The sequence below is a fragment of the Porphyrobacter sp. AAP82 genome (assembly GCF_000331285.1).
GTDB lineage: Bacteria > Pseudomonadota > Alphaproteobacteria > Sphingomonadales > Sphingomonadaceae > Erythrobacter.
On the sequence record NZ_ANFX01000029.1, the window covers coordinates 1 to 17,920 of the forward strand.

Consider the following 17,920-nt stretch of genomic DNA (forward strand, 5'->3'; position numbering starts at 1 on the left):
GGGGAGGCGGGGCGGGAGGTCTGCGTCGCGCGTCAGCGCGACCGCAAAATCAAGAAGCCCCCAGCGCCTTCTTCCACGCCGCCAGCCGCGCGTCCCTCACATCATCGGCCATCGCCGGATCGAACGTCGCCAGCCGCCCGCGCATGGTCTGGCAGGCGCTGGCAAGGTCGGGATAGAGCCCCGCCCCCGCCGCCGCCAGCATCGCCGCGCCCAGGGCCGTGGTCTCCACAAAGCCGGGCCGCTCGACCGTGACCCCCAGCACATCGGCAAGGTCCTGCGCCATCCAGTCATTGGCCGACATCCCGCCGTCGATCCTCAGCGTCTGCCACGGCGCGCCATCGGCGGCGAAGGCGGCGGCGAGGTCATGGGTCTGGTGCGCCATCGCTTCCAGTGCGGCGCGCGCGAGCTGGGCCTTGCCGCTCGCGAAACTCAGCCCCGCGATCACGCCGCGCGCCTCCGCCCGCCAGTGCGGCGCGCCGAGGCCAGCGAGCGCAGGCACGATCACCACGCCCGCGCTGTCGGGGATCGAACGCGCCAGCGCCTCGGTCTCGGAGGCCACCTCGACGATGCCGAGCGAATCCCTGAGCCACTGCACGAGGCTCCCCGCGACGAACACCGAGCCTTCGATGGCATAGGTCCGCGCGCCGTCGAGCTGGGTCAGCACCGTGCCGAGCAGGCGGTTGGCCGAGCGCGGGATGCGGCTGCCCTGGCAGGTCAGCACGAAGGCGCCGGTGCCATAGGTCGCCTTGGTCTGGCCGGGCGCGAGACACCCCTGCCCCACGGTCGCGGCCTGCTGGTCGCCCGCAAGGCCGGTGATCGGGATGGCCCGGCCGAACAGACCGGGCGCCGTCATGGCGAGCGGGCCGGAGGTGTCGACCACCCCCGGCAATGCCGCGCGCGGCACGCCCAGCAGATCGCACAGCCCCTCGTCGAACTGCGCGTCCTCCAGCCCCATCAGCAGCGTGCGGCTGGCGTTGCTGGCATCGGTGATGTGCGCCGCGCCCCCCGTGAGCTTGTAGACGAGCCAGCTCTCGACCGTCCCGAAGGCCAGCGTGCCCTTGTCCGCCGCCGCGCGCACTTCCGGCACATTGTCGAGCATCCAGCGCATCTTGGTGCCCGAGAAATAGGGGTCAAGCAGCAGTCCGGTGCGCTCCTGCACCCCGGCCTCGTGGCCGGCGGCGCGAAGCTGCGCGCAGAACGGCTCGGTGCGGCGGTCCTGCCAGACGATGGCATGGGTCAGCGGCGCGCCGGTCGCCTTGTCCCACGCCACCACGGTCTCGCGCTGGTTGGTGATGCCGATGCAGGCGATCATCGCCGCCCCGCCCGCCTTGGGCATGATCGCCTGCGCACAGGCCAGCGTCTTGTCCCAGATCTCGCGCGGATCGTGCTCGACCCAGCCGGCCTGGGGGTAATGCTGGGTCAGCGGCTCCTGCGCGGAGGCGACCAGCACGCCATCGGCGGCAAACAGCATCGCGCGAGTGGAGGTCGTGCCTTCGTCGAGCACGAGGATGTAGTCGGACATGGGGAACCCTCTCTCTTTTCCTATCTCCTAGCCGCCTGCCTATCGCAAAGTCGAGATGTCGCGCAGGCCCACCCCCGACCCCTCCCGCAAGCGGGACGGGAGTATCGGCGCCAACCAGTCCCCCTCCCGCCTGCGGGAGGGGCTAGGGGTGGGCAAGTCCCTTGCTCTCCGCACACCGCAAGGCCATGTGTCCCATCATGGTCACCATCCCCGAAAAACCCTGGCCCACCGGCCTTGCCGAGGACGTCGAGCCGCTGGTCCGCCGCGTGCTCGCTCCCAATCCCTCGCCCTATACCTTCACCGGCACCCAGACCTATGTGGTGGGGATGGCGGACGGGCCGGACTGCGCGGTGATCGATCCCGGCCCGGACGAGGCCGATCACATCGCCGCGATCCTCGCCGCCGTGGGCAGCCGCAAGATTCTCGCGATCATGTGCACCCACACCCATCGCGACCACTCCCCCGCCGCAGCACCCCTCGCCGCGCAGACCGGCGCGCCGATCGTCGGCTGCGCGCCCTTGATGCTGCAAGTCGCAGGCCCCCGTTCGGACGAGGCCTTCGATCCGACCTACGCCCCCGACCGCGTTCTGCGCGATGGCGAGGGGATGCGCGGCACCGGCTGGACGCTCACCGCCGTGGCGACGCCGGGGCACACCTCGAACCACCTGTGCTTCGCGCTGGAGGAAAGCGGGGCGCTGTTCACCGGCGATCACGTGATGGGCTGGTCGACCAGCGTGGTCATCCCGCCCGATGGCGACATGGGCGATTACATGGCGAGCCTCGACAAGCTGATGGCGCGCGATGATGTGCGCTACCACTCGGCCCATGGCGCCGCGATCGACAAGCCTCGCCAGCTGGTGCGCGGCATGATCGGCCACCGCCGCCAGCGCGAGGCGCAGATCCTGCGCCTGCTGGGCGAGCAGGCGCGCCCCGTCGGCGGCTTTATCCCCGAGATGTACAAGGGGCTGGACGAACGCCTGATCCCGGCGGCGGAAATGAGCGTGACGGCGCACCTTCTCGACCTCGAAAAGCGCGGGATGGCGCGGCGCGGGAGCGACGGGCTGTGGATGATCGTCTGAACCTGCCTGCCGCAAGCCCGCGCCCGGGCCGCCTCGGCGCGCGCGGCGAGACGCTGCTGGCGCTGCTGGCCGCCGTGTCGCTGGCGGCGGCGGCCTTCTTCGGCTGGCGCGCCTATGTCTACACCGAGGAAGGCGATCCCGTCGCCACCGCAGCCGGCACCTTCGAGCGGCGCAACGACCTGATCGTGCTCACCTACCGGATGGAGGTGGTGTCGGAATCCGTCATCAAGGGTCCGGCGGGCATCGGCCTGCTCGAACGAAGGCGGCTGGCGATCATCCCTGCCCGGATCGATTACCGGATCGAGCTTTCGAAGATCACGAAGTCCCGCATGCAGTGGGATGCCGCGGCCCAGACCCTGCGGGTCACCCTGCCGCCCTTGCGCATCTCCAAGCCGAACCTCGACGAGGCGCGCGCGCGGGTCTTCGTGGACGGCGTGTGGGTGTCGCGCGGGGATGCCGAAAGCCTCGCGCGCAAGAACTCCGAGATCGCCGAGCGCAAGGCGGTGGAATTTGCCAAGAACCGCGAGATTCTCGGCATCGCCCGCGCCGCCGCGCGCGAGGCGGTGCGCGATAACCTCGCCGCTGCCTTGCGCGCCGCCGGTCACCCGCAGGCCGCAATACAGGTGCGCTTCGAAGGCGAGGGCTGACGCGCGCCGGCCATAGCCCACCCGCGCGCGCCAAATGGGCTTGATCGCAGCGGCAATCCGTTGTCCAACCGGCACGGGCATGCCTTGGGGGGATCGGTCTTGGCCACAGCAGCAGCACCATCACGCGCCGCGCCGGCAGAAGGCACGCGCTTCTATCTGATCATGGCGCTGGTCATGGCCGGTGTCGTTTTCGGCGGCTTCAGCTTCCACCTCATGATGGGCCGGTCGAGCTTCGATGCGCCGCTGGTGGTCCACGCCCACGGCATCATCTTCATGGCCTGGACCGTGCTCTACAGCGCGCAGGCGATCGCGATTGCGGGCGGCAATGTCGCGCTTCACCGGCGGCTCGGGCAGGCGGCCTATCTGCTGATCCCGGTGATGGTCCTCGCCGGGATGGCGGTGATGGTCCATTCGGCGCAGAGCCGCGGCGGGCCGTTCTTCTTCGCGATGAACGAATTCGTGATCAGCAACGGGCTGATGGTGTTCACCTTCGGCGGGCTCGCGCTGTGGGCGCTGAGGGTGCGGCGCCATCAGGGCTGGCACCGGCGGCTGATGCTGGTGGCGATGAGCGTGCTGACCGGACCCGGGCTCGGGCGGCTGATCCCGGCGCCGCTGCTGATCCCCTATGCCTGGCCGATCTCGATCGCGCTCACCTGGATCTTCCCGCTGATCGGGATCGCCGCCGACCTGCGCCGCGATGGCCGCGTGCACCCGGCCTATGTATGGGGGCTCGGCGTCTATATCGGGGTCTTTGCGGTCTCGATGGGGATTGCCTATTCGCCGCTCGGGGTGGGCTTCACCCAATGGCTGGTCGCCGGCACCCCGGGCGCCGAGCGGCCGATGGGCCCGTTCCTGCCGCCGGGCTTCGGCGGCTAGCGGTTTTCACTCGAAAATCCGGGCAACGCGCCTATATCGGCGGCTCCTGAGTGAACGGGGAACCCGACGATGAGCCTGCTGACCAAGAGCCCCACCGGCGCCGACCTGCTCGCCGAGATCGATGCCTTGCGCCGGACACGCAACGCGGTGATCCTCGCGCATTATTACCAGACCCCCGATATCCAGGACATTGCCGACTTCGTGGGCGACAGCCTCGAACTCTCGCGCAAGGCGGCGGCGACCGATGCCGACGTGATCGCCTTTTGCGGGGTCAAGTTCATGGCCGACACGGCGAAGATCCTCAGCCCTCAGAAGACCGTGATCCTGCCCGACATGGACGCCGGTTGCAGCCTTGAAGACAGCTGTCCCCCTGAGAAATTCCGGGCCTTCCGCGAAGCTCACCCCGATCACATCGCGCTCACCTACATCAACTGCTCGACCGAGGTGAAGGCATTGAGCGACGTGATCGTCACCTCCTCCAGCGCCGAGACGATCCTCGCGCAAATCCCCCCCGAACAGAAAATCATCTTCGGCCCCGACCGGCATTTGGGCGGCTATCTCAGCCGCAAGTTCAACCGCGAGATGCTGCTGTGGCCCGGGGTGTGCATCGTCCACGAGGCCTTCTCCGAGACCGAGCTCCTCAAGCTCAAGGAGCAGTACCCCGGCGCGCCCATCGCCGCGCACCCCGAATGCCCGCCGACGATCATCGACCACGCGGATTACGTGGGCTCGACCAGCGGCATCCTCGCCTTCGCCAAGACCTTCCCGGGCGACACCCTGATCGTCGCCACCGAGCCGCACATCATCCACCAGATGGAAAAGGCCCTGCCCGGCAAGACCTTCATCGGCGCGCCGGGGGCGGACGGGAACTGCTCGTGCAACATCTGCCCCTACATGGCGCTCAACACGATGGAGAAACTCTACGTGGCCCTGCGCGACCTGACGCCCCAGATCGAGATCGAGGAAGGCATCCGCCTGAAGGCCAAGCGCAGCCTCGACCGGATGCTCGAAATGGCGAGCGGGACTGTGGGCATGGGCGATCTGGGGAAGGTGCATTTCAGCGGGGATTGAGTAAGTGATTCCAGACTTTCAGTCACTGATGCTGCCTGTTCTCAAACACGCAGCAAACGGTGAAATCCGCATTTCGGAACTCGTCCCTCAACTGGCCGACGACTTTGGCCTCACGCAAGATGAACGCGATCAAACCTTGCCCAGCAGCGGCCAGAGCGTTCTCTATAATCGCGCACAATGGGCGAAGACGTATCTGAAGCAGGCTGGGCTGCTGCAACCTACAAAGCGAGCGCATTTCCAGATCAGCGAGCGAGGGCTTCAAGTCCTCAAAAGCCCTCCAGTGCGCATCGACATCCCATTCCTTGAACAATTTCCTGAGTTCCGCGCGTTCAGGGATCGTGGCAAGAAAGCCGACGATAACGACACGTCCATTGTCGTTGAAGTTGCCGAGGTGTCACCAGATTCTTCGCCCGAAGATGTTTTGACAGCAGTTCACCAGCAGATCGAAGAAGCCTTCATTGCCGAGCTTATTGACCGCCTTCTTGTGGGCACACCTGCATTTTTCGAAAAGGCTATCGTCGAACTGCTACTTGCGATGGGCTACGGCGGCAGTTCGAAAGACGCAGGGCGTGCCATCGGCCAGTCCGGCGACAATGGCGTTGACGGGGTTATTGACCAAGACCCGTTGGGGGTGGATCAAATCTACCTTCAAGCAAAGCGTTATGGGGCCGAAAACATCGTCGGTGCCTCAGCACTCAGAGATTTCTGTGGCGCACTGAGTTTGAAGAAGGCCCAGAAAGGGATCTTTGTCACGACCTCCAGCTTCTCCAAAAGTGCGCGCGAAACTGCTGCGCAGCTTGGCGGGCGGATCGTCCTCATCGACGGAAAGCAACTTGGCCGACTGATGGTCCGATACAATGTCGGGTGTCGAGACAAATACACCTTGCACGTGAAGGACTTTGACGAAGACTTTTTCGATTGACGCCCTAGGCTCCAGCTTTCGCTGGGGTGACGGAGTTGGTTAAGCCTTCGCCCGGCTCACCGCCAGCGCCGCGCCGACCAGCACCATCCCGGCAATATCCAGCCCCGACAAAACCTCGCCGAACGCCAGCCAACCATAGATCGAGGCGACCGCAGGCTGGGTCAGCAGGGCGAGGCCCACCACCAGCGGCGGGAAATATTTGAGCGAGAACACCATCAGCCCTTGGCCCACCAGCTGGCTCAGCACGAACAGCCCGATAATCGGCCCCCACGCCTGCGGCCACACCGGCTCGCCCAGCAGCACTGCGATCACCAGCAGCACCGGCGCGCCGAACAGGCTCACCCACACCAGCAGGCTCCACGACCCGAAGGCCCCGCGCGCGTTCTGGAGCGTCAGCAGGTAGACCGCATAGAGCAGCCCCGCCGCGACCGAGAACAGATCGCCCACCAATGTCTCGTGGCTGATCTCCAACGAGCGCCCCATCAGGATCGCTGCTCCCCCCAGCGCAAAGACGATCGCCAGCCACTCGAGCCGCCCGGGCAGCACCCGGTGCACGACAAAACCCCAGAACAGCAGCACGATCGAGCCGGCATTGCCAAACAGGGTCGCATTGCCGAGCCGCGTCATGCCGATGCCGATGTGCCAACTCGCAAGGTCGAGGGCGAAGGTCACCGCGCCCAGCGCCACCAGCGCCAGCGTTGTCGCTCCCATGCCCGTCAGCCGCTGGCCATTCGCCCGCGCCAGCAGCACCATGAAGGGGAACGCCAGGAACAGCCGCCAGAACCCCGCCGCAACCGGCCCGGTGTCCGCCACCCGCACGAACCACGGCCCGATCGCAAGCGCGACATTGCCCCCGAACAGCGCGAACAGCAGCAGCCATGCGGGCGGGCGCGCGCCCTCCGGCGGTGCGGCAGCAACAACTTCTTCTTGGGTCGTCCCAGCACTTTCCATGCTTGCGCCCTAGACCCGCTCGCCCCAAGTGGATAGCCAATCGAAACCTGTTCGAGAGGATATCTTCAGATATGCACGACGTCCTGTTCCAGCCGCTCAAGATGGGCGCGCTCCATGCCAAGAACCGCATCCACATGGCCCCGCTCACCCGCGGCCGCGCGGCCGAGCCGATGTTCGTCCCCAACGATCTGATGGCGACCTACTACCGCCAGCGCGCCGGCGCGGGGATGATCCTGACCGAAGCGACCGGCATCAGCACCGAAGGCCTCGGCTGGCCCTCCGCGCCCGGCATCTGGTCGGACGAGCAGACCGAGGCGTGGAAGGCCACCACCACGGCGGTGCACGAGGAAGGCGGCCTCATCGTCATGCAGCTGTGGCACATGGGCCGCATCGTCCACCCCTACTTCCTCGATGGCGAGCCGCCGTTCTCCGCTTCGGCGACCACGGCTCCGGGCGAGGCGCACACGCCGACCGGCAAGTCGCCCTATGCGCAGGCGCGCGAAATGACGACCGAGGACATCAAGCGCACCATCGCCGACTACCGCCGCGCGGCCGAGAACGCCGAGAAGGCCGGGTTCGACGGGGTGCAGCTCCACGGCGCCAATGGCTACCTTGTCGACCAGTTCCTGCGCGACAAGACCAACCTCAGGACCGACAGCTACGGCGGCTCGCCCGAAAACCGCACCCGCTTCATGCGCGAAGTGCTCGAGGCGCTGGTCGACGTGTGGGGCGCGGACCGCGTGGGCATCCGCCTCTCGCCCAACGGCGATTCGCAAGGGACGGACGACAGCAACCCGCCCGCGACCTTCGGCGCGGCAGCGAAGGTGTGCGAAGACCTCGGCCTCGCCTTCGTCGAACTGCGCGAGCCCGGGCCGGACGGCACCTTCGGCCAGACCGACGTGCCCAAGCAGAGCCCGCTGATCCGCCAGATCTACACCGGCATGCTGATCCTCAATTCGGACTACACCGCCGAGGAAGCGGTCGCGGACGTGGAAAGCGGCAAGTGCGACGCGGTGAGCTTCGGCCGCCCCTATATCTCCAACCCCGATCTCGAAAAGCGCATCGCGGCGGGCGCGCACTGGAACCCCAACAAGGACGTGCCCAAGAGCTGGTACTTCCCGATCCCGCAGGGCTACGTCGACTACCCGACGCTGGAAGAAGAACAGGCCGAAGCGGCGGAGTGACATGATCCACCGGCAGCGTCCGCCATGGGCGCTGCCGGGATCGCAATCAGGTTCTCGCCAAAGCTGCGCGACGATGCGCTATTTGACGGCCTCGACGAGATCACCCGACTGAATGGTGCGGGGTCCCAGTTCGAGCGGAAGGCGATAGTCCGTAAAGCTGGCAGGGATCGGCCGACAGGTTGCAATGTCCGGGCTGTCGCAAATCTGGAAATGGAGGTGCGGCTCGGTGGAGTTGCCCGAACTGCCCACGTCTCCGATTGTCTCGCCTGCCGCAACCGAGGCTCCAAGAGCGGCGCGCGCACTGCCCTGCTTCAGGTGGGCGTAGATCGAGAATTCGCCATTGCCATGGTCGATCACGACATGATTGCCCAGCACGCTTCCCATTCCCTTCATGAGAAGAGCCGCCTGCCCTTCCAGGAGCCGCGCAAGGTAAGCGTCATCGGCCTCGCCCTGGCGCTTGAGCATGGCCGCATTGTCAGCCTGATCGTTCGACACGGCCACCACCTTGCCATCGGCGATAGCCCGCACCGGCTTGCCGAAAATGGCGTAATCCTCCAGCCTTGCACCATTCCCGCGGTGTGTTGAGCCGTTGCCGGTCAAGGCCACGATATCATAGGCGAACTCCTCGATCCCGGCCCAGCGGTGAGGGGTGTGGAAGCTGGCCGCAACGGCGACAAACGATCGGCCCGGAATGGGAAACAGGGCTTTGGTCTGCGATGTTCGCGCCACAATCGGGCGTGCGATCCGATCAGTCTTCAGAGCCGTATCGAGGCTCGTTTCGATCGCAATTTCGATCTCGTCGCGCTCGCCCCTCCAGACAAACGGCTGGTACAGGAAGACCAGAGCCTCACCCGGTGCCAGCGTATCGGAGGACGCAAGTTTGGCATCCGCAAGCAGCTGGCCGTTGCAGAATTGCGCAGGGAATATCTGGTCCAACATCGCGATCTGCGGCGCCTGCTTTACGGCATTGGCGATGTCGGCAGGCGCCAGCCAGCGAGTATCACGGACCTGCTGTCGGCTCTTCAGGTGGAACGATACGCCGGTGAGCGTGACCGGATGGTCGCTGCGGTTGACCACCGCCAGGCTTTGAATCAGCGCGGATTGCACAGCGCGCTCATCGTTGAACGGGGCTGTGCGAATTTCGTCTTCGCATAGCCGGATTTCGGCGGCGCGCGCCTCTGCCGCGAACAACGCGCCGGCGGTGATCAGGAGAGCTGCCGTAAGGCCTTTCGGAATCATTTTTCGCTCCGCTTCAATCTGCGACGCAAGGGTAGCATTACCCAGACCGCTTACGAAGTGTGCCTGTTCTTTCTGCCCAGCGGTCATTCAACCCAAGATGTCCTGCCACTAAAGGCGGCTATGTCGCGCCACCCTTTGCCGCGCTGGCAAAGGATGCGGCGCGCTATTCCTGCGGCTGATCGGGAGCCGGAGCTGCTGGCGCTGCTGCGGCCCCTTCGCCTGCTGGCGCGCCCTCGATCCCATCCGCCGGGGTCACTTCGGGCTGCTCGGCGTCGATATCGTCACCCACGGTGCGCACCTGGCGCGGGGCAAGCGGGGCCTGCGAATCGAGCTGTTCGAGCGGGATCATCGCGTCCGAGATCGAGCCTGCCAGCACCTCGCCCGAGGGCGCGCCGCCCTGCGCGGCAGGCGCGGCGGCCTGCTGCTCGCAGGCGGCAAGCACCAGAGGCAGGGCGAGGACAAGAGCGCGTTTCATCGGCACGCTCTTTTGGCGGCGGCGTCCAATGCGTCAAGGAAATCGTCGCTGGACGCCATCAGCGCGGCGTCCCATTCTTCCGCCGAGACGCTGAGCCCCAGCCGCGCCAGACTGGTGACGCCATACTCGGCGATGCCGCAGGGCACGATGCCGCCGAAGTGGCTGAGGTCGGGGTCGAGGTTCACCGAAAAGCCGTGCATCGTCACCCAGCGCCGCACCCGCACGCCGATCGCGCCGATCTTGGCCTCGGTGCCGTCGATGTCGCGGGTCCAGATGCCGACGCGGCCCTCGGCGCGCCAGCTTTCGACGCCGAACGTCCCCAGCGTCGCGATCACCCAACCCTCGATCGCGTGGACGAAGCAGCGCACGTCCTTGCCGCGCTCCGCGAGGTTGAGCACCAGATAGCCGATCCGCTGGCCCGGCCCGTGATAGGTGTAGCGCCCGCCGCGCCCGGCCTCGACCACTTCGAAGCGCGGATCGACCAGCTCGGCAGGGTCCGCGCTCGTGCCGGCGGTGTAGACCGGCGGGTGCTCGAGCAGCCACACCAGCTCCGCCGCCCGCCCTTCGAAGACCGCGGCGTTCCTCGCCTCCATCTCGGCGAGCGCCTGCGCATAGGGCACCCCGGCAACCTCACGCCGCCACTCGATGGGAAATGAACCGTCAGGGGCCGGAGCAATGCTTGCCATCGCGCAGCGGTGGGGGCATTGAGCGGCGAGATCAAGAGGCGAAATGCGCGCGGCCCGCGCCTCCCGCGACGGAAGGGATCCCGGATGCAACACAACAAGCTCGACATGGGCCGGGCCTGGACCCAGGCGACCGGCCTGATGGGCAGCAACCGCGACACGATCGGCGCGATTGCCGGGCTGTTCTTCTTCCTGCCCGCACTGGCGAGCGCGCTGCTGCTGCCCGGGCTTGCCAACCCGCCCCAGCCCGCGCCCGGTGCCGATCCCGAAGCCGCGCTGCGGGTGATGGCCGACCAGATCGCCGCCACCTATGCCGCCAACTGGCCGCTGATCCTGACGCTGGCGGTGGTGCAGTTCGTCGGCTCGATGAGCCTGTTCGCGCTGCTCACCGATCGCGGCAACCCGACCGTGGGTGAGGCGCTGCGCACCGGCGCGCGCAGCCTGCCGAGCTATCTTGCCGCGCAGCTCGTCACTGTGCTGGGCGGATCGCTGGCGATCGGCATCCCCATCGGGGTGCTGTCGGCCTTCGGCGGAGCGGGCGTGGCGGTGCTGGCGCTGCTGATTGCGGCGGTGCTGATCGTCTACGTGATGGTCAAGCTGTCGCTGACCGCGCCGGTGATCGCCATCGAAGGCCAGCGCAATCCGCTCGCCGCGCTGGCCCGTTCGTGGCAGCTGACCAAGGGCAATTCGCTGGTCATCTTCGCCTTCATCGTGCTGCTGGCGCTGGTGCTCGGCGTGATCGCCCTGATCGTGGCAGGACTGCTCGGCCTGGTCTTCTCGGCGATCGGCGGGACGGTTGCGCTGATCGGGAGCGGCGTGGTCGATGCTGCGGTCAATGCCCTGTTCACGACGGTGTTCCTGGTGGTCACGGTGGCCATCTACCGGCAGCTTGCCGGTGCGTCGCCCGAGAGCGAAGCCGAGGTCTTCGACTAGCCGCCGCGCGGCGGCAGGCTGACAGGCGGGCAGGCAGGCAGGCGAACGAGCATCCCATGGCACAGACCGATCCCGACCTGACCCGCCCTGCCGCGCAAGCCCCCCTGCCGCTGCCGCTGCCGCTGCCGCTGCCGGCCGACGATCCGGCGATCCCGCCTTCGCGCATGGCCTTGCTGTTCATGGTGATGCTGGTGACGGCGGCGGGCAACACCGCGATGCAATCGGTGATGCCCTCGATCGGCACCGCGCTGAAGGTGGCCGATGTGTGGATCAGCCTCGCCTACAGCTGGTCGGCGCTCTTGTGGGTGGTGTGCGCCCCGTTCTGGGCGCGGCGCTCGGACCAGCGGGGGCGCAAGGCGATGATGGCGCTTGGCCTGTGCGGCTTCATCGCCAGCTTCGTGCTGTGCGGCGCGGCCCTGTGGGCGGGGCTGTCGGGCTGGCTCACCGCCTTCTGGACGCTCGTGCTGTTCGCCGCCGCGCGCAGCCTCTACGGCGGCTTCGGGAGCGCCGCGCCGCCCGCGGTGCAGGCCTATGTCGCCTCGCGCACGCCGCGGGCGCAGCGCACCCAGGCGCTCTCGCTGATCGCCTCGAGCTTCGGGCTCGGCACGGTCATCGGCCCGGCATTGGCCCCGCTGATGGTGGTGCCGTTCCTCGGGCTGGGGCTGACCGGACCCTTCCTCGCCTTCGCCGCGATCGGCGCGATCGCGCTCGCCCTGCTGCGCCTGCGCCTGCCCGACGACGAGCCGCGCTTCGCCGCGCGCGGCGAGGCGGCCCCCTATGCCAGCGCCTCGGGCGCGCCCCCTGACCCGGGCGCCGACCCGGGCGAGACCGACGAGCCGCCCCCCTGTGCCGCCGACACCGAGCCCCCCCGCCTCACCTGGCGCGACCCGCGCCTCAGGCCGTGGGTCTTCGCCGGGCTGGTCGGCGGGCACGCGCAGGCGATGGTGCAGGGCATCGCCGGCTTCCTCGTGCTCGACCGCCTGTCCTTGCGCGACACCCCCGATGCGGGCGCCGGCCCCATCGGCCTTGTCCTGATGAGCGGGGCGATCGCGACCCTGCTTGCGCAATGGGGCCTGATCCCGCGCTTCGACTTGGGCCCGCGCGCCGCGACCCTGTGGGGCATCGCCGCCGCCGCGATCGGCACCATGATCCTCGCCGTGGCGGGCGATCTCCACCTCATCGCGCTGGGCTATGCCATCGCCTCACTGGGCTTCGGCCTGTTCCGCCCCGGCACCACCGCCGGCACCTCGCTGGCCGTGACCCGCGCCGAGCAGGGGCAGGCGAGCGGCATCGTCGCGAGCCTTGCCGGAGCCTCCTACATCTACGCGCCCGCTTTGGGCGTGTGGCTCTACGGCCACTCCGACTGGCTCGGCTTCGGGCTGATCGTCGCCCTGTGCGCCGTGGTGCTGGTGCATGGGTGGCTGCGATTGCAGTCCGACCGGGATCTCACGCGTTCCTGAGTGCCGGAGCGCCTCCGCGCTCCCGTCCTCGGTGAGTCCGTGTTGCCCTACCGCTTCGCTGCTTGAGGGCGGGTTCCTCCGCTTCGCTCCGGGGCACCTGCGGCTCGCGCCGTGCGCTCGCGGCCCTTCGGGCCGAACCGGCGCGACACGCGCGGTTTGGCGGTGTCTCGGTCCGCCAACGGACGGACCGCAAGGCCGAACGGCCGCCCGCAGGTGCCCGGAACGGAGCGCAGCGAAGCGAAGGGAACAGCACCGCGGACGTGCCGGCGGAGGCAGGCACGCACATCGCAAGCTTCTTCAGCTTCGCCATGCTCACTCCCCCTCCCCCGCCACGCGCAGCGCAGGCACCGCCTTGGCGGCATCCTCGGGCGCGATGCCGGGCGCGGGCGCGGCGCTGACCCGCTCCTGCCGCGCGGCCACGCGGCCCGCCTGCTCGATCACCTTGACGATCCGCGGGTACACCCCGCAGCGGCACAGGTTGGGCACCCCCGCCTCGATGTCGGCCCGGGTCGGCGCCACGTTCCGCTGGAGCAGTGCGGCGAGCGCGATCACCATGCCCGGCGTGCAGTAGCCGCATTGCACCGCGGCTTGCGCCACCATCGCCTGCTGCACCGGGTGCGAACGGTCGCGGCTCAGCCCTTCGATCGTGGTGATCAGCCGCCCCTCGGCCTCGGCCAGCGTGATCGCGCAGGACCGCAATGCCACCCCGTCGACCAGCACCATGCACGCACCCGAACACTCCGGCCCGCCGCCGCAGGCCTTGGTGCCGGTGAGGTTCATCGCCTCGCGCAGCGCGTAGAGCAGCGGCATGCGCGGATCGAGGTCGAACTCCACGGGCCGCTCGTTGATCGTCATGCGGCTCATCGGCGCAGGCCTCCCGCCAGCCTGTAGGAGACACATGAGACACTGTCCTGAGGAGGAAAACCGCTCCCCGCGCCAGAGGTCTCACAGGCGCGCAAAAGGGAGCCGAAACGGATCATGGCGCAGACCATGCCAGCTTCACCGCGTGTAGGAAACAGGCAGTTGCTCCAAGCGCCTCCCCTTGCGCAGGTCAGTTGCGCCAGCTGTCGTCGATCTTGTCGATCCGGCGCTTCCACGCCTCGAAATCGAACATCCCGGCGCCGCCCTGCCCGCTCATCACGGCGAGGTCGCGCTGGTGGACATCGACCACGCTCTGCGGGACCAGCACCGGATCGCCCATGGAAAGCGTCGCCACCTGGATCTCGCAGGCGCGCTGCAAGGCCCACATCTTGACGAACATGCCCTGGATGGTGCGGTCCATCACCACCGGGCCGTGGTTGCGCAACATCAGGATGGTGTGGTTGCCGAGGTTCTGCACCAGCCGCTCGCCCTCTTCCGCGCGCACGGTCACGCCCTCGAAGTCGTGATAGCCGATCTGGCCCTGGAAATTGCAGGCGTAGAAATTGGTCGGAAGCAAGCCGTCCCTGTGGCTCGCCACGGCCATCGTCGCGGTGGTGTGAACGTGGCAGATCGCGTCCGCACGTCCGCCCAGATGCTTGTGGAAATAGGCATGCTGGGTGAAGCCCGCCTTGTTCACCATGTAGGGCGATCCGCCGACATTGTTGCCCTCGACATCGATCTTGACGAGATTGCTGGCGGTGACTTCGCTGTAGAGCAGCCCGAAGGGGTTGATGAGGAAGGTGTCGCTCTCGCCGGGCACCTTCACCGAAATGTGATTGTAGATCGATTCCGACCAGCCGAGGTGATCGAAGATGCGGTAGCATGCCGCCAGGTCGAGCCGTGCCTGCCATTCCTCGGGGCTGCATTCGATCTGGGGCTTGAGCTGGGTTGCCATGGCGCGGGTCCTCTTCCGTCTGTGATTGGCGCGCGTTATCGCACGCCGAGGGAATGCTTTGCAAGCTGCGCTGGCGCCCGCTAGGCCAGCTGCAAGCATGACATCGCCTGCCCCTTCCGCCCCTGCCAAACTGGTCACCGGCAGCATCCCGAGCCATCTGGTCAGCCAGACGCTGCCCGCCGTGATCGGCGTGGCGGCGATCATGTCGGTCGGGATCATCGATGCCTATTTCGTCGGCCACCTGGGGCCCCTGCCCTTGGCCGCGATCAGCTTCATCTTTCCGGTCTCGGTCGCCTGCACCTCGCTGGGAGTGGGGGTGATGGTGGGGATCAATTCGGTGGTCGCCCGCGCGCTTGGCGAAGGCGACCACGAAACGGCCGCGCGCCGCGCCAATTTCGGCATCGTCTTTGCGGTGGCATGCGGGCTGGTGATGGGCGCCGCGCTGTGGCTGCTTGCGGACGTGATCTTCGCCGCGATGAACGCGCCCGCCCACCTCATGCCGCTGATCCGCGCCTATATGGGCCCCTATGCGCTGGTCTTCCCCTTGAGCCTTGCGATCATGGGCTTCAACGGCGTGCTGCGCGGCCAGGGCGAGGCGCGGCGCACCAGCACGGTCAGCATCGTGTTTGCCGCGGCCAACTGGGTGCTCAATCCGATCCTGATAACCGGCGCCTTCGGCTTCGAAGGCTTCGGCATCGCCGGCTCGGCCTATGCGACCGGCATCGGCTGGGCGCTGGGGGTTGGGGCCGCGCTGTGGCTGCTCAAGGGCACGCCGCTGCCGCTGAACCTTGGCCTGCTGCGCGATTGCGACCTGCTCGATCCGGCGCGCGCGATCATCCGCGTCGGGCTGCCTGCGGCGTTCTCCAATGCGATCAACCCCTTGGGGCTCGCCGTGCTGACCGCGCTGGTCGCCCTCGAAGGCGAGGCAGCGGTTGCGGGGTTCGGCGCGGCGGGGCGCTTGCAGAGCCTCGTGCTGGTGCCGCTGCTCGGCCTGTCGGGCGCGATCGGCGCGATCGTCGGCCAGAACTGGGGCGCGGGGCGCGACGACCGCGCTGCCGAGGCGGTGCGCCATGCCTTCGGTTTCTGCATCCTGTGGGGACTGCTGGTTGCCGGCACGATGATGGCCGCCGGCGCGAGCCTCGGGCGGGTGTTCACCGATGACCCCGCGGTGGTCGCCGAATTCGATCTCTATCTGAAGATCGCCGCCTGGGGCTATGCCGGTTTCGGCCTGCTGATCGTCGGCAACGGGATCATGAATGCGGTCGACCGGGCGAGCTACGCGCTCGGGCAATCGGTGGCGCGGGTGTTCCTGGTGATGCTGCCGGTCGCGCTGGTGCTCCAGCCGGGGATGGGCTCGGCGGCGATCTACACCGCGGAACTGGCCGCCAACCTGTTCGGCGCGGTCTCGGCGCTGGTGCTGGTGCGCCATGTCCTGGCCCGCCACGCCCGGCTGCGCGCCGTGCCGCGCTAGGGGCTTGTTAACCAACTCTGCCGCATAGCGGGCCCACGACACAGCTGTGAGGGCGCGCTGACCGATGGACGACCTGCTGGCGGAATTCATCGCCGAGACCCGCGAGATGCTGGAGGCCACCGGCGGCGAACTCGTCGCCTGGGAAGCCGATCCGGCCGACCGCGCGCGTCTCGATGCGATCTTCCGCTTCGTCCACACGGTCAAGGGCAATTGCGGCTTCTTCGACTTTCCCCGCCTCGCCAGCCTCAGCCATGCCGCCGAGGATGCGCTCGCCGATTGCCGCGCAGGCCGGCGCGAGGCCGATGCCCCGCTGGTGACCGCGGTGCTCGCGATCATCGACCGGATCGCGGCGATGATCGATGCGATCGAGGCAGGCGAGGTGTTCCCCGAAGGCGGTGACGAGGCGCTGATCTCCGCGCTCGACGGCGCATCCGGAGCCCCGGCCGAGCCTGCCGAAGCCCCGCTCCATGCCCCCGCCGCAGCCCAGCTCGGCGCGCAATCGGGCGCGGGCGCGGGCGAGGAACAGACCGCCTCCTTCCGCCGCTCCGACCAGCGCACCATCCGCCTGCCCGTGGAGCTGCTCGACCGGGTGATGAGCGGCGTGTCCGACATGGTGCTCGCCCGCAACGATCTTGCCCACCGGCTGCGCCAGGCGGGCAACCAGCCGACCATCGACGGCCCCTTCGAGCGGCTCACCACCATCCTCTCCGACGTGCGCGACGCGATCACGCGGATGCGGATGCAGCGCATCGAGACGCTGTTCGGCGCCCTCCCGCGCCTGGTGCGCGATCTTTCCGCCGAACTCGGCAAGCAGGTGATGGTCGATCTCGACGGCGGCGATGTGGAGCTGGACCGCGAGATGATCGAGACGATCCGCGATCCGCTCACCCACATCATCCGCAATGCCATCGACCACGGGATCGAAGCCCCCTCGGCGCGCCTTGTCGGGGGCAAGCGCGAGATCGGCCTGCTCGCCATCGCCGCGCGGCAATCGGGCAACACCATCTCGATCGTGCTCGCCGATGACGGGCGCGGATTGGACGAGGAACGCATTGCGGCCAAGGCGGTCGCCACCGGCCTCGTCACCGCCGCCGAACGCGGCGGCATGATCGGCATTGATCGCGGCGGCGTTGTGGGTCTTGTCGGCGAGGCTCACCGCGAGGCTGCGCGGCGGCTTGTGGGCGAGGCTGGCGATATAGGCCTCCTTGCGCGGGTGCCAGGCGGGCTTGGGTTCCTCGTGGCTGTCGGTGCAATCGGCGACAATCTGCGCAACGCCCTCGCCGTAGCACGCGCGGATCGCATCAAGCTGAGCGAGGCCACCCTGATCCTCGACCACATCGTGCAGCAGCGCGGCAATCGCCTGATCCTCGTCCGCCCCGTTCTCGAGCGCAATCGCGGCGACGGCGAGCAGGTGGGACACGTAGGGGATGCCCGAGCCTTTGCGGATCTGGGTGCGGTGAAGGCGGCTGGCATAGGCGAGCGCATCGTCGAAGCGCTCGGTGAGGAAGGGGGTATCGGGCATCGTGATCCTCCTGTTGCCAGACCGAACGCCACTTGCGCCCGGCAGCGGGGCTGCGGGCGTCGTTTGCGT

The 17,920-nt window shown here is 67.9% G+C and carries 16 protein-coding genes and 2 pseudogenes; 10 read left to right on the plus strand and 8 right to left on the minus strand.

The window, feature by feature from the left end; genetic code table 11:
• Positions 1-49: 49 nt before the first annotated feature.
• Positions 50-1,522 (minus strand): glycerol kinase GlpK, encoded by a 1,473-nt coding sequence (gene glpK / locus D620_RS0108660; RefSeq protein WP_017665406.1) that lies wholly within the window; start codon positions 1,520-1,522, stop codon positions 50-52.
• A 197-nt stretch (positions 1,523-1,719) separates the two neighbouring features.
• On the opposite strand from glpK, the gene D620_RS0108665 reads away from it, so the two are divergent.
• From D620_RS0108665 to D620_RS0108685, 5 genes are all read left to right on the plus strand, one after another.
• Complete coding sequence (locus tag D620_RS0108665) at positions 1,720-2,601, plus strand: MBL fold metallo-hydrolase (protein WP_017665407.1); 882 nt, start codon at positions 1,720-1,722, stop codon at positions 2,599-2,601.
• The gene (locus D620_RS0108670; protein ID WP_017665408.1) at positions 2,586-3,248 is read left to right on the plus strand and encodes a DUF4230 domain-containing protein; all 663 of its coding nucleotides are present in this window, start codon (positions 2,586-2,588) and stop codon (positions 3,246-3,248) included. Before D620_RS0108665 ends, D620_RS0108670 begins: the two co-directional genes overlap by 16 nt.
• 99 nt (positions 3,249-3,347) lie before the next feature.
• Positions 3,348-4,124 carry a hypothetical protein gene (locus D620_RS0108675; protein ID WP_051020580.1) on the plus strand — a complete coding sequence of 259 codons (777 nt, stop codon included), beginning with the start codon at positions 3,348-3,350 and terminating at the stop codon, positions 4,122-4,124.
• Between the two features lie 69 nt (positions 4,125-4,193).
• Positions 4,194-5,195 (plus strand): quinolinate synthase NadA, encoded by a 1,002-nt coding sequence (gene nadA, locus D620_RS0108680; RefSeq protein WP_017665410.1) that lies wholly within the window; start codon positions 4,194-4,196, stop codon positions 5,193-5,195.
• Positions 5,196-5,223: 28 nt separating this feature from the next.
• The gene (locus D620_RS0108685; protein ID WP_081596558.1) at positions 5,224-6,117 is read left to right on the plus strand and encodes a restriction endonuclease; all 894 of its coding nucleotides are present in this window, start codon (positions 5,224-5,226) and stop codon (positions 6,115-6,117) included.
• Positions 6,118-6,156: 39 nt separating this feature from the next.
• On the opposite strand, the gene D620_RS0108690 is transcribed toward D620_RS0108685, so the two are convergent.
• The gene (locus D620_RS0108690; protein ID WP_017665413.1) at positions 6,157-7,068 is read right to left on the minus strand and encodes a DMT family transporter; all 912 of its coding nucleotides are present in this window, start codon (positions 7,066-7,068) and stop codon (positions 6,157-6,159) included.
• Between the two features lie 71 nt (positions 7,069-7,139).
• On the opposite strand from D620_RS0108690, the gene D620_RS0108695 reads away from it, so the two are divergent.
• Entirely contained in the window at positions 7,140-8,252 is a 1,113-nt protein-coding gene (locus D620_RS0108695; protein WP_017665414.1) for an alkene reductase, read from the plus strand.
• A 78-nt stretch (positions 8,253-8,330) separates the two neighbouring features.
• Here D620_RS0108695 and D620_RS15785 read toward each other — a convergent pair whose 3' ends face one another.
• From D620_RS15785 to lipB, 3 genes are all read right to left on the minus strand, one after another.
• Positions 8,331-9,578 carry a M23 family metallopeptidase gene (locus D620_RS15785; protein ID WP_081596559.1) on the minus strand — a complete coding sequence of 416 codons (1,248 nt, stop codon included), beginning with the start codon at positions 9,576-9,578 and terminating at the stop codon, positions 8,331-8,333.
• 76 nt (positions 9,579-9,654) lie between these two features.
• Positions 9,655-9,966: a hypothetical protein gene (locus D620_RS15005; RefSeq protein WP_033376526.1), complete on the minus strand. Its 312-nt coding sequence runs from the start codon at positions 9,964-9,966 to the stop codon at positions 9,655-9,657.
• Positions 9,963-10,652, minus strand: coding sequence for a lipoyl(octanoyl) transferase LipB (gene lipB, locus D620_RS0108710; RefSeq protein ID WP_033376527.1), 690 nt, complete (start codon positions 10,650-10,652; stop codon positions 9,963-9,965). Before lipB ends, D620_RS15005 begins: the two co-directional genes overlap by 4 nt.
• Positions 10,653-10,736: 84 nt before the next feature.
• On the opposite strand from lipB, the gene D620_RS0108715 reads away from it, so the two are divergent.
• Entirely contained in the window at positions 10,737-11,582 is an 846-nt protein-coding gene (locus D620_RS0108715) for a glycerophosphoryl diester phosphodiesterase membrane domain-containing protein (protein ID WP_017665418.1), read from the plus strand.
• Between the two features lie 56 nt (positions 11,583-11,638).
• A complete protein-coding gene (locus D620_RS0108720; RefSeq protein WP_017665419.1) occupies positions 11,639-13,042 on the plus strand; it encodes an MFS transporter in 1,404 nt (467 codons plus the stop codon).
• A 312-nt stretch (positions 13,043-13,354) separates the two neighbouring features.
• On the opposite strand, the gene D620_RS0108725 is transcribed toward D620_RS0108720, so the two are convergent.
• Together D620_RS0108725 and D620_RS0108730 are read right to left on the minus strand one after the other, a co-directional pair.
• On the minus strand, positions 13,355-13,906 hold the full coding sequence (locus D620_RS0108725) for a (2Fe-2S)-binding protein (protein WP_017665420.1): 552 nt from the start codon (positions 13,904-13,906) through the stop codon (positions 13,355-13,357).
• 187 nt (positions 13,907-14,093) lie between these two features.
• Entirely contained in the window at positions 14,094-14,858 is a 765-nt protein-coding gene (locus D620_RS0108730) for a class II aldolase/adducin family protein (protein ID WP_017665421.1), read from the minus strand.
• 97 nt (positions 14,859-14,955) lie between these two features.
• Here D620_RS0108730 and D620_RS0108735 point away from each other — a divergent pair, with 97 nt between their 5' ends.
• Together D620_RS0108735 and D620_RS16600 are read left to right on the plus strand one after the other, a co-directional pair.
• Positions 14,956-16,329: an MATE family efflux transporter gene (locus D620_RS0108735; protein WP_017665422.1), complete on the plus strand. Its 1,374-nt coding sequence runs from the start codon at positions 14,956-14,958 to the stop codon at positions 16,327-16,329.
• A 64-nt stretch (positions 16,330-16,393) separates the two neighbouring features.
• Positions 16,394-17,428: pseudogene (locus D620_RS16600) on the plus strand (chemotaxis protein CheA); the annotation flags it as partial.
• Between the two features lie 72 nt (positions 17,429-17,500).
• Here the strand turns inward: D620_RS16600 and D620_RS16605 are convergent.
• A pseudogene (locus D620_RS16605) lies at positions 17,501-17,851 on the minus strand (HD domain-containing protein); the annotation flags it as partial.
• Positions 17,852-17,920: the final 69 nt, after the last annotated feature.

Bases quoted from the DNA above. Each gene is read 5' to 3' on its own strand.
- glpK (WP_017665406.1), bottom strand. From the start codon at position 1,522: ATGTCCGACTACATCCTCGTGCTCGACGAAGGCACGACCTCCACTCGC.
- D620_RS0108665 (WP_017665407.1), top strand. From the start codon at position 1,720: ATGGTCACCATCCCCGAAAAACCCTGGCCCACCGGCCTTGCCGAGGAC.
- nadA (WP_017665410.1), top strand. From the start codon at position 4,194: ATGAGCCTGCTGACCAAGAGCCCCACCGGCGCCGACCTGCTCGCCGAG.
- D620_RS0108685 (WP_081596558.1), top strand. From the start codon at position 5,224: ATGCTGCCTGTTCTCAAACACGCAGCAAACGGTGAAATCCGCATTTCG.
- D620_RS0108690 (WP_017665413.1), bottom strand. From the start codon at position 7,068: ATGGAAAGTGCTGGGACGACCCAAGAAGAAGTTGTTGCTGCCGCACCG.
- D620_RS0108695 (WP_017665414.1), top strand. From the start codon at position 7,140: ATGCACGACGTCCTGTTCCAGCCGCTCAAGATGGGCGCGCTCCATGCC.
- D620_RS15785 (WP_081596559.1), bottom strand. From the start codon at position 9,578: ATGACCGCTGGGCAGAAAGAACAGGCACACTTCGTAAGCGGTCTGGGT.
- D620_RS15005 (WP_033376526.1), bottom strand. From the start codon at position 9,966: ATGAAACGCGCTCTTGTCCTCGCCCTGCCTCTGGTGCTTGCCGCCTGC.
- lipB (WP_033376527.1), bottom strand. From the start codon at position 10,652: ATGGCAAGCATTGCTCCGGCCCCTGACGGTTCATTTCCCATCGAGTGG.
- D620_RS0108715 (WP_017665418.1), top strand. From the start codon at position 10,737: ATGCAACACAACAAGCTCGACATGGGCCGGGCCTGGACCCAGGCGACC.
- D620_RS0108720 (WP_017665419.1), top strand. From the start codon at position 11,639: ATGGCACAGACCGATCCCGACCTGACCCGCCCTGCCGCGCAAGCCCCC.
- D620_RS0108725 (WP_017665420.1), bottom strand. From the start codon at position 13,906: ATGAGCCGCATGACGATCAACGAGCGGCCCGTGGAGTTCGACCTCGAT.
- D620_RS0108730 (WP_017665421.1), bottom strand. From the start codon at position 14,858: ATGGCAACCCAGCTCAAGCCCCAGATCGAATGCAGCCCCGAGGAATGG.
- D620_RS0108735 (WP_017665422.1), top strand. From the start codon at position 14,956: ATGACATCGCCTGCCCCTTCCGCCCCTGCCAAACTGGTCACCGGCAGC.